Source organism: Nocardia sp. NPDC050718 (assembly GCF_040654235.1).
Classification (GTDB): Bacteria; Actinomycetota; Actinomycetes; order Mycobacteriales; family Mycobacteriaceae; genus Nocardia.
In genome coordinates this window covers 1,073,556-1,087,441 of sequence record NZ_JBFAHQ010000001.1, presented here as the reverse complement: position 1 = coordinate 1,087,441, position 13,886 = coordinate 1,073,556, and the positions used below count along the sequence as shown (strand labels likewise).

General features: G+C 69.0%; 15 protein-coding genes and 1 tRNA gene. 6 read left to right on the top strand and 10 right to left on the bottom strand.

Features of this window, described 5'->3' with window-relative positions:
• Positions 1 to 20 precede the first annotated feature (20 nt).
• Positions 21 to 437 carry a GtrA family protein gene (locus AB0H54_RS05015; protein ID WP_357344201.1) on the top strand — a complete coding sequence of 139 codons (417 nt, stop codon included), beginning with the start codon at positions 21 to 23 and terminating at the stop codon, positions 435 to 437.
• 10 nt (positions 438 to 447) lie between these two features.
• Here AB0H54_RS05015 and AB0H54_RS05010 read toward each other — a convergent pair whose 3' ends face one another.
• The 4 genes from AB0H54_RS05010 to AB0H54_RS04995 all read right to left on the bottom strand — a co-directional run bounded on the left by AB0H54_RS05010 (position 448) and on the right by AB0H54_RS04995 (position 5,667).
• Positions 448 to 2,034: a glycosyltransferase family 39 protein gene (locus tag AB0H54_RS05010; RefSeq protein ID WP_357342808.1), complete on the bottom strand. Its 1,587-nt coding sequence runs from the start codon at positions 2,032 to 2,034 to the stop codon at positions 448 to 450.
• Positions 2,035 to 2,500: 466 nt separating this feature from the next.
• Positions 2,501 to 3,526, bottom strand: a complete 1,026-nt coding sequence (locus tag AB0H54_RS05005; protein WP_357342806.1) for a phosphotransferase family protein — start codon at positions 3,524 to 3,526, stop codon at positions 2,501 to 2,503.
• Entirely contained in the window at positions 3,523 to 4,644 is a 1,122-nt protein-coding gene (locus AB0H54_RS05000; RefSeq protein WP_357342804.1) for a hypothetical protein, read from the bottom strand. Before AB0H54_RS05000 ends, AB0H54_RS05005 begins: the two co-directional genes overlap by 4 nt.
• Positions 4,645 to 4,752: 108 nt before the next feature.
• Positions 4,753 to 5,667: a tyrosine-protein phosphatase gene (locus AB0H54_RS04995; RefSeq protein WP_357342802.1), complete on the bottom strand. Its 915-nt coding sequence runs from the start codon at positions 5,665 to 5,667 to the stop codon at positions 4,753 to 4,755.
• Positions 5,668 to 5,790: 123 nt separating this feature from the next.
• On the opposite strand from AB0H54_RS04995, the gene AB0H54_RS04990 reads away from it, so the two are divergent.
• Positions 5,791 to 6,417 carry a TetR/AcrR family transcriptional regulator gene (locus tag AB0H54_RS04990; RefSeq protein ID WP_357342801.1) on the top strand — a complete coding sequence of 209 codons (627 nt, stop codon included), beginning with the start codon at positions 5,791 to 5,793 and terminating at the stop codon, positions 6,415 to 6,417.
• 82 nt (positions 6,418 to 6,499) lie between these two features.
• On the opposite strand, the gene AB0H54_RS04985 is transcribed toward AB0H54_RS04990, so the two are convergent.
• The 5 genes from AB0H54_RS04985 to AB0H54_RS04965 form a co-directional block, all read right to left on the bottom strand.
• Positions 6,500 to 6,572: transfer RNA gene (locus AB0H54_RS04985), tRNA-Ala, on the bottom strand.
• Positions 6,573 to 6,669: 97 nt separating this feature from the next.
• The gene (gene glpR / locus AB0H54_RS04980; protein WP_357342799.1) at positions 6,670 to 7,725 is read right to left on the bottom strand and encodes a gephyrin-like molybdotransferase receptor GlpR; all 1,056 of its coding nucleotides are present in this window, start codon (positions 7,723 to 7,725) and stop codon (positions 6,670 to 6,672) included.
• A gap of 137 nt (positions 7,726 to 7,862) precedes the next feature.
• A complete protein-coding gene (locus AB0H54_RS04975; protein WP_218721735.1) occupies positions 7,863 to 8,513 on the bottom strand; it encodes a GNAT family protein in 651 nt (216 codons plus the stop codon).
• A gap of 12 nt (positions 8,514 to 8,525) precedes the next feature.
• Complete coding sequence (gene glp / locus AB0H54_RS04970) at positions 8,526 to 9,785, bottom strand: gephyrin-like molybdotransferase Glp (RefSeq protein WP_355273458.1); 1,260 nt, start codon at positions 9,783 to 9,785, stop codon at positions 8,526 to 8,528.
• A gap of 37 nt (positions 9,786 to 9,822) precedes the next feature.
• Positions 9,823 to 10,749 carry a UTP--glucose-1-phosphate uridylyltransferase gene (locus tag AB0H54_RS04965; protein ID WP_355273461.1) on the bottom strand — a complete coding sequence of 309 codons (927 nt, stop codon included), beginning with the start codon at positions 10,747 to 10,749 and terminating at the stop codon, positions 9,823 to 9,825.
• Positions 10,750 to 10,836: 87 nt separating this feature from the next.
• Between AB0H54_RS04965 and AB0H54_RS04960 the strand changes: the two genes are divergently transcribed.
• The 4 genes from AB0H54_RS04960 to mscL all read left to right on the top strand — a co-directional run bounded on the left by AB0H54_RS04960 (position 10,837) and on the right by mscL (position 13,154).
• Positions 10,837 to 11,436 carry a 5-formyltetrahydrofolate cyclo-ligase gene (locus AB0H54_RS04960; protein WP_357344199.1) on the top strand — a complete coding sequence of 200 codons (600 nt, stop codon included), beginning with the start codon at positions 10,837 to 10,839 and terminating at the stop codon, positions 11,434 to 11,436.
• A 69-nt stretch (positions 11,437 to 11,505) separates the two neighbouring features.
• Positions 11,506 to 11,796 carry an FmdB family zinc ribbon protein gene (locus tag AB0H54_RS04955; RefSeq protein ID WP_355273463.1) on the top strand — a complete coding sequence of 97 codons (291 nt, stop codon included), beginning with the start codon at positions 11,506 to 11,508 and terminating at the stop codon, positions 11,794 to 11,796.
• Between the two features lie 89 nt (positions 11,797 to 11,885).
• Positions 11,886 to 12,557, top strand: a complete 672-nt coding sequence (locus AB0H54_RS04950) for an SAF domain-containing protein (RefSeq protein WP_357342796.1) — start codon at positions 11,886 to 11,888, stop codon at positions 12,555 to 12,557.
• A gap of 156 nt (positions 12,558 to 12,713) precedes the next feature.
• Positions 12,714 to 13,154, top strand: a complete 441-nt coding sequence (mscL, locus tag AB0H54_RS04945) for a large conductance mechanosensitive channel protein MscL (protein ID WP_357342794.1) — start codon at positions 12,714 to 12,716, stop codon at positions 13,152 to 13,154.
• Positions 13,155 to 13,234: 80 nt separating this feature from the next.
• On the opposite strand, the gene AB0H54_RS04940 is transcribed toward mscL, so the two are convergent.
• Positions 13,235 to 13,879, bottom strand: a complete 645-nt coding sequence (locus tag AB0H54_RS04940; protein ID WP_357342792.1) for an MspA family porin — start codon at positions 13,877 to 13,879, stop codon at positions 13,235 to 13,237.
• Positions 13,880 to 13,886: the final 7 nt, after the last annotated feature.

Genomic DNA, 13,886 nt, shown 5'->3' with positions numbered 1-13,886 from the left:
CCCTCGTCGTGCTGCCGCGCATGGACCTGTCCGGCCGCGTGCGGCGGTTCCTGCGCGCCGATCACCCGCTCGCGCAGCTGATCCGCTTCGCGCTGGTCGGCGGCGCCAGCAATATCGCCTACGTCGCGCTGTTCGTGGCCTGCGCCGGGCTCGGCCCGCTGGCCGCCAATGTCACGGGGTCGCTGGTGAGCACGGCGATCGCGAACGAGCTGCACCGTCAGCTCACCTTCCGGGCGGCGGGCCGGGTCGGCTGGTTCACCGCGCAGTGGGAGGGCGGCGGCCTGGCCCTGATCGGCCTGCTGACCAGCACCGCCGCCCTGGCCGGGCTGGACGCGCTGGCGCCCGGCCTCGGTCAGTTCGCCCAGGCGGGCGCCGTGCTCGCCGTCATGGCGACGGCGGGTGGCCTGCGCTTCCTGGCCCTGCGCGGCCTGTTCTGAGCCGGGTGGCTCAGCGCGTCGGGCGGGTGGTGGCCTTGGGGTCGCGCCAGAGCCCGAGATCGAAGTACAGGGTGGTCATGTCGTCCCACATGACCGACCACGGCTGCTTCGGTCCCGTGCAGCGCCAGACCGCGACCATGCGGTCGATGCCGGGGATGCCCATCGGATCGTCGAGCTGCGTGACCCGCTCCACCTCGGTGAACCGGGCGCGCAGGTCGGCCTCGGCGGTGTCGAGCCCGAGGTAGATCACCGAGGTCGCCGAGTCCGGCGGCGGCCCGAAGAAACCGAAACCCCGGCTCGGGCTGTAGGTGGCGGGCAGACCGTGTTGCCCGCCGAATTGCTCGACGGCGCCCGCCTGCCAGTACCCCTGCACGACGACGGCGGAGTTCGCCTTTTCCTCGGGCGTCAGCGTGTGGTAACCGGCACCGACCGCGGCCACCATTTCCGACCAATTGGTGGTGCCCCAGAACGCCGATCGGAAGCCGAGATCGATGGCGTCCTCGGCCTGCATGCGCCAACTCGCGGGCAACGGTGTGACGGTGATCATGGCGATGAATGTCAGCACCGAGATTCCGGCGATCGGAATCAATGCCAGGTTCATCCAGCGTTTACGGTCGAACTGCCAGAGGCCGACGGCGCCGAGGGCGAACATCGCGGGAAAGAATCCCGTCGGGTAATACGGCCGGCCGTGCGTGACGACCACGAATGTGGTCATGATCACCAAGGCGACCGCGATGAACCGATACGGGCGCAGCGATTCCTGTTTGTACACTGCCCAAAAGCCGAACGCGAGCAACAACGCGCCGAGCGCGCCGGCCAAGCCGACCCACTGCGGAAAGAAACCGGGCGGACCGTAGCCGGTCGCGTCCTGCTCTGCGCCGATGATCGAGCCCATGGCCAGCTGCGGCCAATTGTGCTGGGACTGCCAGATCAGGATCGGGATCAGCGAGGCGGCGAGGATGCCGGTGGCCACCCACAGCGCGGGGCGGCGCAGGATCTCCCGCGGACCACACAGCACCACGGCCAGGCCCAGACACGCCCAGACCAGCGGAATCATCCACTTCACCTGCATGTCCAGCGCGGCGACCAGGCCCGCGACGACGAGCAGCCGGTCCTGGCGGGTGCGCACCCAGCGGATGAACAGCCAGGTGATCACCGCGGTGAAGGTGGCGTCGAAGGAGAAGGTGCTCAGGATGACCTGGGTCGCCACCAGGTACGACGTCGCGTAGGTGCCCGCGGCGAGCAGCTGCGCCCGGTGACTGCCGCGCAGTTCGTAGGCGATCAGCGCCGACACGACGACCGCGCCGACGCCCATCACCACCGCGGGAAAGCGCAGCGCCGTCGTCGATCCCGGCGCGAGCACATCCGCGATCCAGGCGAACAGCGGCACCACCACGCCCTGATCGGCGTAGGTGTAGTCGAGCCGCCTGCCCGCCGACAGGAAGTAGAGCTCGTCACCGAAGAACTCGTAGCGTCCCGCCGTCACGGTCAGCGCTATCGCGGTGATCGTCGCGATCAGCGCGACGCCGCGAAAAGCGAACGACGGGTCGGTATTCGGAATTTCCGGCTCGGCGCGAACCGCGACGACCGCTGTCATGAATTACCCCTGGTACTCCCACAGACGCATTCGGCGCCCCCTCCCGACTGGTGGCGCCACATCTGTTCGCTGATGAACCGATTCCTCCCCGGCAGCGAACTTGATGAGCGCGAGCGCTCGCGGTCCTGCTCGGATTATCCAGTTTCGGAGAACGTTAATACTTGCTACCAGGCTCCGCAAATACACAGCACAGCCATAGCGGATCGCTGTAAATGGGCAGGGTGAGGCTACCGCGAAATTGTGACCTGGGTAATAAATTCCAGGTGAACAAATGTGTAACGCGAGTCATTCGATGTGCCGGAACGCAGAACGAGTCATTCGGATACGCGTCGGTAACCATTCAGCGGACCGACAAAAAACGAAGTACCCCACGAACATCGGTGCAAACCATATTTTTATGGGCATGTTCGCGGGGCACCCCGTACGTAGAATCCGCGCCGCGCCGACCAGGACGACGGCGGCCGGCTCACGGCAGCAGCTGCTCGATTCTGGCGGTGCAGAAGCCGGTGATGTCCATCTCCGGCGGCAGCCGCACCCGGTGGGCCATCCGCAGCAGCGGCACCGAGAGCAGGACGGCGGCGAGGATCTCGTGGTAGCGCAGATTGCGCACCGCCCTCCCGGTACGCCGCTCGTAGTACGCGATCGTCTCCGCCCGGGTCGGCGTACCGGGCAGGGGCGCGATGCCCTCGAATTCGCTACTGGCCCAGTCCAGGAACAGCAACCACGCCAGATCCGCCTCCTGGTCGCCCAGGTAGGCGATCTCCCAGTCGAGCACGCCGGTGACCTGGAATTCGCTGTCGTAGAGGATGTTCGACATCCGCGCGTCGCCCCAGCAGAGCACGACCCGCTCCGGCTCGTACGCGTGTTCGCGCAGGTACGACACCGCGCGGCGGTAGATATCGGGCACCGCGCCGCCACACGCCCAGACCAGCGCCGCGTCCAGGTAGTTGACCACCTGCTCGATCGGCCCGCCGCCGTGCCGGGGCAGCGCGAGGAAGTCCAGGCGCAGCGCCCGCCAATCCAGGCGATGGATCGCCACGATGGTATCCACACACCCCCACCACATCCGGGCCCGCTGCTCCGGCGTCGCCTCGAAGTAGTTGCCCGCCACGTGATAGGACGGGAAGTCGCTCGGCGCTTCGCCGTCCAGCCTGCTCATGACGAAATAGGGGCTGCCAAGGGAGTTCTCGGCGCGATCGACCCACTGCACGGTCGGCACCGGGATGTCCGTCGCCGCCAGCCGCTGCATGACCAGCACCTGCCGCAACAGGTCGTAGTCGGGGAACAGCGAGACCTCCGGCGGGCGCCGCAGGACCAGCGGCAGCGCCCCGGTTTCCCGCTCCACCTCGAACAGATAGGTCTCGGTGGCGAATCCCCGTGTGGTGCGGGCGAAGTCGCGGATACGCGCGCTGTCGCGGATCGAGAGGTGCCGGCGCACCATCGGTTCGAGCGCGGTGCCGAGCTGCTCGGCGGGCAGCCGGGCCGCGCTCACGGCCGGTACCCCGGGAACCCGTAGCGCGCGTTGCGGCCGAGGAAGACCATCTCCACCAGGCCGTAGCCCACCCGGCCCGCGGATTCGATGCGGCAGAACGTCTCGCTGAGCATGCTGGCCTGCTTCAGGTCATCGACATCGGTGAGATCAGCGACGAAGTGGTCGCTCCAGGACTCCCCGCGCCACATCCCCGAGGCGTAGCCACGATAGGTGTCGTAGCCGGCGATGCCGGGCCAGAAGTCCGACACCGGCGTGATGGTGAATTCCCGATGCCGCTCATCGGCGCTGCGCACCGTGAAACTGCCGCCGCTGACGATGCGGAAGTCGTCCCGGAACGTCAGCGCGTGACCGGCGTCGACGACCGGCACGATCGGCTTGCCGGAGCCCAGTTTCGGCAGCACGTTTCCTTCGAAGTGCCAGCGTTGCCCGTCGGCCGTCTCGCGCTGGGCGAAATGGACCAGCTCGTCCTCGAACTGGAAGATGCCCATGTAGTAGAGGACACCGTCGGGAACCTCGCCGGGCTGTAGGTGCTCGCCCTCGCCCAGGCTGCCACCTCCGCCACCGTGGCGGGTGCCCCAGGAGTGGTCGCGGCCGAACCACCACGTCTCCGGATCGATCTCGTAGCGTTTGCCGTCGGCTTCCAGCCAGCCGGTTATGCGGCCGTTCTGGTAGTAGCGGCGGGCGTCCTCGCGGATCCGGCCCCGGGTCCGGAAGAACGCGGGTTCCTGCTCATAGGCGGGGAATTCGCCCTCGAAGTCCAGCTGCAACGCCACGCCGGAGTCGTTGGCGCCGAGGGTCGCACGGACCTTGCGCAGCGGCTCGATCACCTCGTAGCGGTAGGGCCCGACCTGCCAGGCACCCAAACCGTCGTAGCGGTCCCCGATTTCGCGCGACATCCGCACCACGTGCGCGGTCTTGTTGCCGACGGTGATCATGGCGTACGCGTCGGCGACATTGCGGTTGGGGTAGCGCGCCATTCCGGTCATGACACTCACCGATCCGGTGGTGTCGAATCCGTACATGACGACCCGCTCGGTCCAGCGCAGATCGCTCTGCAGGACGTGGTCGAAGGTCGTCGGCAGCTGATGGCAGAGCAGCTCGTCCTGGGGAGTCAACATCGTTGGAGACCTCTTCTCGGGATGGTTGGCGCCGGCGCCGGTGACGATGGGGGCACCGCGCCGGTGGAATCGAACGGAATCGATGCGGTGACGCTCGGCAGCGCGAGCTCAGCCGATCAGGTCGGCGCGCAGGGCGGCCACGGTCTCGTCGCTGAGCCCGAGGCCGTCGGTGAGGTAGTTCTCGACCGAGCCGTAGGACTGGTCCAGCTGCGCCAGCCCGGCTTCCAGGAAGCTCGCTTCGACGCCGAAGATCGGGTCGAAGATCGCGGCGGCCGCCTCGCCGTATTCGGCCACGATCGCGTCCCGGCGCGCCTTGATCGACGCCGCGGCGTACTCGTTGGAGAGCAGGAAGTCCGACATGATCGTCTCCCGCGACACTCCCGCCAGCCCGAGCAGCGTGGCGGCCACCCACCCGGTGCGGTCCTTGCCCATCTCGCAGTGGAAGAGCTGACGGCCGTCGGTCGTCGCGAGTTCGCCGAGCAGCTGCCCGATCGCCGCGCGTTCGGCGGCACCGGTCACGAACGTCCGATACACGCGCTGCGCGAGCGCACGGGCTTCGTCGGGCGTGCGCACCCCGGCCGCCTCGTCCGCGATATTGCCGCCGAGAATCGGGATGTTGCGATAGCCGGCACCGGCGGGCAGCCGATCGGGCGCCTGCGCGACCTCGGCGGGGCCACGCAGGTCGTAGACCATCCGCACACCCACCGTCTGCAGCGTCGCCAGGTCGACGTCGTTCGGGTCGACGACATTGGACCGGTAGAAGACGCCCTGATTGACCCTGCGCCCCTGCGCGCCCACGTATCCGGAACCGGTGCCCGCGACATCGCGGAAATTGTCCACCGAGGTCAACCGGGGCGCATCGGACCCGACCGGGTCACCGAAACTGCCTGAGCCGCTGGATGATCCGCTGCCGAGACCCGGAGCGGACGGCTCGGCCACGGCGAGTCCGCCGCCGAGCAGCACCGCCCCGGCGAGGACGGCGGCGCACGCGACGCGAGCCAGGGAATGAGCGCGATGTGTCATGAGAATCCTTTCGGCGGCACGGCGAAGGCCCGTGCCGGGCACCCCACATTTGCCGTTACAGACTGTAACGACGGGGTCGTGACACAATGTAACGGCAACCACAGTCGAGCGCAAGGGGTATCGGTGACCACACGACGTACCGAGGGACATCGCCTCGGCTCCAAACGCGATGCCGCCGTGGACACCGCGGTGCTGGACGCGACCCGCGCCCTGCTCGTCGAACGGGGTTACAGCGGTACGAGCATCGACGCCATCGCCAAACGCGCCGACGTCGGCAGGCCGACCATCTACCGTCGCTGGCCGTCCAAGGCGCACATCGTCAACGACACCATCTACCCGGCGGTCCTTCCCGAGCTGGACCCGGCCGACGACCTCGCCACCGAGCTCGGTCGACTGATCGGCGGCGCGGTCACGGTCTTCGCCGACCCGGCGGCGCGCGAAGCCGCGCCCGGCCTGATGAACGAGGTGCGCACGGACGCGGCGCTGCACGATTCCCTGATCAGCGGCCAGCTGGCGGGATTCCGCGCCGCCCTGGCCGACCGGATCGAGGCGGCCGCCCAGCGGCACGAGGTCCGCGACGGCCTTGACGTGGACATCGTCATCGACGTCATCGTCGGAGCGGCGATCTTCGCCCTGTCGGTCCGCGATGTCGAGGACACCGACGCGCTGACGTCGGGCCTCACCGACCTGCTGCTCCGCGGGATCCTCGCCCCACCGGACACCACCACGACCGCGCCATCCGTGGACTGACACCGGCCCGGCAAAGCCCGGGTTACCGGTTCGCCCCCCGGAAAAGCAGAAGGGCCCGGTCTGCCGACCGGGCCCTTCGTTGTGGAGCTAAGGGGAATCGAACCCCTGACCTTCTCGATGCGAACGAGACGCGCTACCAACTGCGCTATAGCCCCGTGCGGCTCTGGCGAACCGCGCTGTGACACTGTATCAGGCGTTGCGCCCAGATACCGAATCGGTACTCTGACCTGCTGTTCTGCGTGGTTCGACCAGTTATTCGCCGACGGCGCGCCCGAGGTCTTCGACCCGGGTGCGGAGGGCGCGTGCGGTGGCCGGATCGAAGGTTTCCAGGTGCTCGAACATCGGGTCCTCGTCGTCGGTGTCGAGCAGGGTGGAACGGCGGCGCAGGGCCCGCGCGGTGTCGCGGTCCATGGTGCGCCGGGTCGTCGCCGCCTCGGGGGTGGCGGTCTCCTCGCGGCGCTTGCCCCGGGTGAGGCGAGCCGCGCGCCTGCGGCGGATCTCCTCCTCCACGTGGACCTGCTTGCGCAGGTAGGCCAGATAGCCCACCAGCACGGCCGTGGACAGCCCGCACGCCCACCAGAACATCGAGTTCAGCAGCAGGCCGAACGCGGCGAACAGGATGGTCGCGATGATCAGCCCGAGCACGGCGCGCTGCCGGAAGCTGTAGCGGGCGGCGCGGGCGATGGCGTCGGCCTCGGGGTCGTAACCGCCGCGGCCGCGCCGGTTCGGGACGAAGTCCTCGTCGTCGTCGGCCGGCTCGGCGGTGTCCTCGGCGATGTCATCGAGCCGGGCGGGCGGCGCGGGTGGGATGCGCGCGGCGACCGGCGGGTCGACGGCGGCATCGTCGTCCGCGGCGGCATCGTCCTCCGGATCCGATTCCGCCGCAACGTCATCGATCGCGGGAGGTGCGGAATCGGCCGCCTCGGTGGCGGCTCCGGGCTCGTCGCCGGTCGCGGCGTCGTCGAGGTCGGCCTCGGCGTCGGCCGCGGCCTCGAGTTCCGGTGTGGGGGTGAGCAACTCGTCGTCAGCTTCGGTGACGGGCTCGTCGGCCGGTGTCGTCATCCGATCCTCCGAATCAGTACGGTGGGGGCGCTTGGTCAGCACACGGGGGCGGTAGTCGGGGTCGGTCTCGTGACCGCCCGCAGCCCCGATGCGAATCCGTCGTTCGGCCCCGCCACGGTGCAGCACACGCGTGGCGAGTGCGGCATCGGTGGTGCGGCGGATCCGGGGATGCCGGTCCGCCAGGATCGGGAACAGGACGAAGACCCACAGCACCACAAGTCCGATCCACAGGATCGAATTCGGCATCGCGGTCATCACCTCCCGTCCCCGCCTGCGCGTTTATCCATAGTTGGACGCACTACCGACGTCCGTAGGTTAATTCGGACACGCCTGCCCTCGCGGCAGGCGCGCCGTGCACACCTGCCACATGAGTAACAGAAATTTCACGGCAGCGCCGCTCGACCCTCTCTGACCAGGCGATCGACGACGGTGCCCATAACTTCTTCGACCGTCAAGCCCACCAGCAGGTGATCCCGCCATTCGCCGTCCACATCGAGATAGCGGCGCAGCAAACCCTCTTCGCGGAACCCGACATTGCGCAGGACCGCCTGGCTGGCCAGGTTCTCCGGCCGCACCGTGGCCTCCACCCGGTGCAGGCCGACCGGCCCGAAGCAGTGGTCCAGACCCAGGGCGAGCGCGGCCGTGGCGACGCCCTGGCCACCGAGATCCTTGGCCACCCAGTAGCCGATCCAGGCCGAGCGCAGCGCGCCGCGCACGATGTTGCCGATCGTCAGCTGTCCGCTGAACTGCCCGTTGACCTCGATCACCAGCGGGATCATCGCGCCCCGCCTGGCCTCGGCCTTCAGGCTCGTCCACAGCGACGGCCAGTTGGACGCGTGATTGCGCGCCTCCCAGCTGCCGCGCCCGGTCGGCTCCCAGCGCTCCAAATGGTCGCGATCGCGCAGCCGGATCCGGCTCCACGCCGCGGCGTCACGGAAACGCACCGGGCGCAATGTCACCTGGCCACCCGCGACGATCACCGGACCGAGCCGGGCGGGCCATCCGGGATGCTGACCTGCCCGGAATACGTTCATCGAGTCCACTGATCAGCCGCGCTGCGCCAGGAAAGCGACCCGCACCTCGTCACCGGTGCGGAAATCGGTGTCGTCGGGCTCCACCACGATGAGGCTGTTGGCCTCGGCCAGCGTCGCCAGCAGATGCGACGACCCGCCGTTGCCGTTGCCCAGCGGCTGCACCAGATAGTCACCGGTGGCCTCGTCACGCAGCAGCTGCGCGCGCAGATAGCCCTTGCGACCTGGCATCGAGGTGATCGGAGTGATGGTGCGGGCGTTGACGATCCGGCGCATCGGCTGCCTGCGGCCCAGCGCGATCCGGATCAGCGGACGCACCATCACCTCGAAGACCACCAGCGCGCTCACCGGATTCGACGGCAGCAGGAAGGTCGGCACCTCGTCGCGACCGAGCCTGCCGAAACCCTGCACCGAGCCCGGATGCATGGCCACCCGGTCCACCTCGAGTTCACCGAGCCCGTCCAGCGCCTCGCGCACCTGCTCGGAGGCCCAGCCGCCGACCGCGCCGGCGATCACCACGACCTCCGAGCGCACCAGCTGACCCTCGACCACATCGCGCAGCCTGCGCGGATCGGCGCTGACGATGCCGACCCGGTTGACGTCGGCGCCCGCGTCGCGCGCGGCCGCAGCCAGCGCGTAGGAGTTCACGTCGTAGACCTGACCGGGGCCGGGCGTGCGATCGATATCGATCAGCTCGCCGCCGATGGAGATCACCGACAGGCGGGGGCGCGGATGCACCAGCACCTTGTCCTGCCCGACCGCGGCCAGCAGGCCCACTTGGGCGGCGCCGATGATGGTGCCCGCGCGAACGGCCACGTCGCCGGGCTGCACGTCGTCGCCGATGCGGCGGACGTAGTCGCCCGAGCGGACCGGCTCGAAGACCTTGATCCTGGCCCGGCCGCCGTCGGTGAAGTCCAGCGGCAGCACCGCGTCGGCCAGCGTCGGCAGCGGAGCGCCGGTGTCGACACGCACGGTCTGGCGCGGCTGCAGCCGGATGGGCTGGCGCGAACCGGCGACCACCTCGCCGACCACCGGCAGGGTGAGGTCGATCAGTTCGCCCTCTTCGTCGCGCACGTCGGTGCCGGCGGCGGAGACGTCGACGCTGCGCACCGCGTAACCGTCGATGGCGGCCTGATCGAAGCCGGGCAGCGGCCGTTCGGTGACGACGTCCTCCGCGCACAGCAGACCCTGGGCCTCGGATATCGCGACCCGGACCGGCCTGGGTGCGACCGCGGCCGCGGTGACCTTGATCAGCTGATCCTCAACCGAGCGCATCGAGCTCCTGTGTCTATGTGTCCATCGCTTGCCGCGCTTACGCGTTCGGGGAGTTGGGATCCCACTCCGGGCTGAGCCGGAACTTCAGCCACTCACGCAATTGCGGGCCGTATTCCTCCCGCTCGAGGGCGAAATCGACGGCAGCTCGAAGATAGCCGCCCGGGTTACCCAAATCGTGGCGCGACCCACGGTGGACGACCACATGGACCGGGTGTCCCTCCGCGATCAGCAGGGCGATCGCGTCGGTGATCTGCAGTTCCCCGCCCGCGCCCGGCTCGATCCGGCGCAGTGCGTCGAAGATCACCCGGTCGAGCAGGTAGCGGCCGGCCGCGGCCAGGGTCGAGGGCGCGTCGGCCAGCTCGGGCTTCTCGACCATGCCCTTGACCCGCAACACGTCGGCCTCGGCGCCCTCGGTCAGCTCCTCGACGTCGAAGACGCCGTACGCGCTGACCTGCGACTTCGGTACGTCGATGGCGCACAGCACCGAGCCGCCGCGCTCCCGGCGCACCCGGCTCATGGTCTCGAGCACGCCGCACGGCAGCACCAGGTCGTCGGGCAGCAGCACGGCGATGGCGTCCTCGTCGTCGTCGAGCGCCGCCTCGGCCTGGGCCACCGCGTGGCCGAGACCCAGTGGCTCCTCCTGCACGACCGAGGTCACGTCGAGCAGGCCGGGCGCCTTGCGGACCTTCTCCAGCAGCGCGAACTTGCCGCGCTCGGCCAGGGTGCTCTCCAGCACCAGATCCTCGACGAAATGGGCGACGACGCCGTCCTTGCCCGGCGAGGTCACGATCACCAGCCGCTCGGCGCCGGAATCGGCGGCCTCGGCGGCGACGAGCTCGATGCCGGGGGTGTCGACCACCGGCAGCAATTCCTTGGGCACCGTCTTGGTGGCAGGCAGAAACCGCGTTCCGAGTCCGGCCGCGGGTACCACCGCAGTGCGGAAACCGGAAGTCTTGTCTGTCATGCGCATACCCTATCCATTCAGCGTGCCGTCCGATCGCCCGTCGCGACGATCCGGCGTCGGCAAGAGCTTAGGGTGGTCGCTGTGGAGATGCCCGGTGAGCGCACCAAATATGCGTGGCGCAGCCACATCCTCGCCGAACGTGCGCAGGTCGGGGCCGCCGAGCACGCGCGCGAGGCCGCGGCGCTCGCCGCCGCGATCGGCCCGCTGGCCGGGGCCGATGACGTCGTCTGCGCGTATGTCCCGATCCGCGGCGAGCCCGGCGATCTGCGCATGCTCGACGCGCTGCGTGTGCGCAACGCCACGGTGTTGCTGCCGGTGACCGGGGAGCCGGGGCCCCTGAGCTGGGCGCGCTACGAGGGCCCCGATTCGCTGCGCAAGGCCCGCTTCGGCCTGCTCGAACCGACCACGGCGACGCTGCCGCCGGACACCGTGGCTACCGCGGCGACGATCCTGGTGCCCGCGCTCGCGGTGGACCGCCGTGGCGTCCGGCTGGGGCGCGGGGCCGGGTACTACGACCGCACGCTGGGTGCCGCCGGGATCAGCACTCGCCTGATCGCCGTCGTCCGGGATAATGAACTCGTCGACCGGCTGCCGGAGGAACCGCACGACCGGCGAATGGGGTGGGCACTGACGCCCGGCGGTGGCCTGCGTGAACTCGGCGGTGACCGGCCCGTTCCCCCGGAATGAAACGGCGATTTCCGACGTTGGCAGTGTCGGCGGTAGAGTGCTAGATCGACGAGACTTGCGGAGGATCCTGTGCCAACTTATTCATACGCGTGCACCGAGTGTGACAACCGCTTCGACATCGTTCAGTCCTTCTCCGACGACACGCTGACGGAGTGCCCGCAGTGTTCCGGGAAGCTGCGGAAGCTGTTCAACTCGGTGGGCATCGTGTTCAAGGGCAGCGGTTTCTACCGCACCGACAGCCGGGGCGGCGCGTCCACCGCGAGCGAGCCCGCGAAGTCCTCCTCCTCGGACAGCGGCAGCAACGGCAGCAGCTCCACCTCGACGTCGACCACGAGCTCGACGCCCGCCGCCGCGAGCTGATCCCCGCCGGTTTGTCCACAGCCCCCGAGTTGTCCACAACCAGGACTTTCACCGGCTGATCCCCGCTGCCACGCTCCTAGGCTTCGGGCATGACTCGCAGTCTTGCCGATCTGGGACGTGGCAGTTCCTGGCGCTTCGCCCTCGGTAACCGCCCGGCCTGGGCCGACGCACTGCTCGCCCGCCGCATCGCGGCCGCCGTGCTCGCGCTGGTCGCGCTGGCGCTGTTCGTCCGCGGCGATCCAGGCACCACCCGCGACGACGTCGTCGTCGCCGCCCGCGAGCTGGCCCCAGGCCGACTGCTCACCGCCGACGACCTGCGCGTCGATCGGCACGAATCCCGTTCGCTGCCTTCGGGTTCCGTCACCGACCCCGCCGTCCTGCTCGGCGCGACACTCACCGGCGCGATGCGCGCCGGGGAAACCTTCACCGATCTGCGCGTGGTCGGCCCCCGGCTGGCGGCGGCCGCCGCGGGCAGTCCCGAGGCGCGGATCGTGCCGATCCGGCTGGCCGATCCCGCGGTGGCCGAGGTGTTGCGCGCGGGTGACCGGGTCGATGTCGTCGGGGTCGAGGACGCGGGCGGCCCCGGCGCGAGCAAGCCGGCGCGCACCCTCGCCACCGATGCCGCCGTCGTTCTGGTCACCGCGACCGGTGAGCGGCGCTCCGGAGCGGAACGGGTGGTCCTGGTCGCGCTGGACGCCGAATACGCCACGGCCGTCGCGGGCGCCTCGTTACGCACGGCGCTGACGGTGGTCTTCCATTGACGGCGGGAGGGTGGCGCCGGACGCACCCGGACGCAGTTCGCGAGAAATTTGCCGCAACTCTCGTTAGCATCACACAGGAACCAGCACGACCGTTCGCAGCATTCGACACGGAGCGCAGCGCCTGGGGCCGGCTCCTGCACGAAGGAGACATCGGCAATGCTCAAAGGTTTCAAGGATTTCCTGCTCCGCGGCAACGTAGTCGACCTGGCGGTCGCCGTCGTGATCGGCACGGCCTTCGTCGCGATCGTCACCGCGTTCACCACCGGAATCATCAACCCCTTGCTGGCGGTCTTCGGCGGAAGCAACGAGCTGGGTCTCGGTTTCCAGCTCGTCGCCGACAAACCGGCCACCTTCGTCCAGATCGGACCGATCATCACGGCGGGCATCAACTTCCTGCTCATCGCGGCGATCCTGTACTTCGTCCTGGTGCTTCCGTCCACCCTGGCCAAGAAGCGGATGGGTATCGAGGACGACCTCACCGACAACGAGGTGCTGGTCCAGATCCGCGACCTGCTCGCCGAGCAGGGCAACACCTCCAACGGCAAGCACGGCATCCTGCCGGAGCCGTCGCGGGGCAACGGCGACCACAACCGCTGAGGCCGGACGACACCGTAAATCGGGGCTGGTCCAGGGAACTCGCGTTCCGGGACCAGCCCCGATCTCTGCCTACCGAACCGTCAGCCGAGGCTGAAGGGCTGACCCCACAGCGTGACCCAGCTGATCACATTGTCGGTCTCCACCTCGACGCTCACGAACGAGCGCGCCTGGGCGTAGCCGCCACAGCCGGACAGGCCGATGGTCTCGTCGGCCCAGGTCACCGAGCCGCTGCCGTTCTTGAAGGCATTGCGGGTCTTGTGGGATTCCTCGCCGTAGTCGTCGGGCATCTCCAGGTCGAGGACGTAGAACGACTTGGACTGGCCGGGGCCGAGCGAGAGCGCTCCGCCGCCGAGGCCCACCGCGCCCTCGGAATCGAACCCGCCTTCGGCGCGCGGGCCGCCGCCTTCGATATTGACCTGGCAGCCGACGGTGTAGCCGGGGAAGATCTTGCCGCCGCCACCGCCCGAGACCGACACCTGCGCACTGCCCGACACCCAGGCATTCCGGTGCGCCGGCGTCGATCCCATCGAGGGATTGATGTTCGCGGACTCCCCGACCATGCTGATGTCGACGACGGTGCCGTCGGACAGGGTCTTGCTGATATGCCCGCCCGGCAGCGGAACGAAGGTGTCGGCGTGTGCCGCACCGGTGGAGAACAAGCCCAATGCCACGGTCGCCGCGGCGGTGAGACCGGCCGCGCGCGCCATGCTTCCAACATTGATCATCACTGTT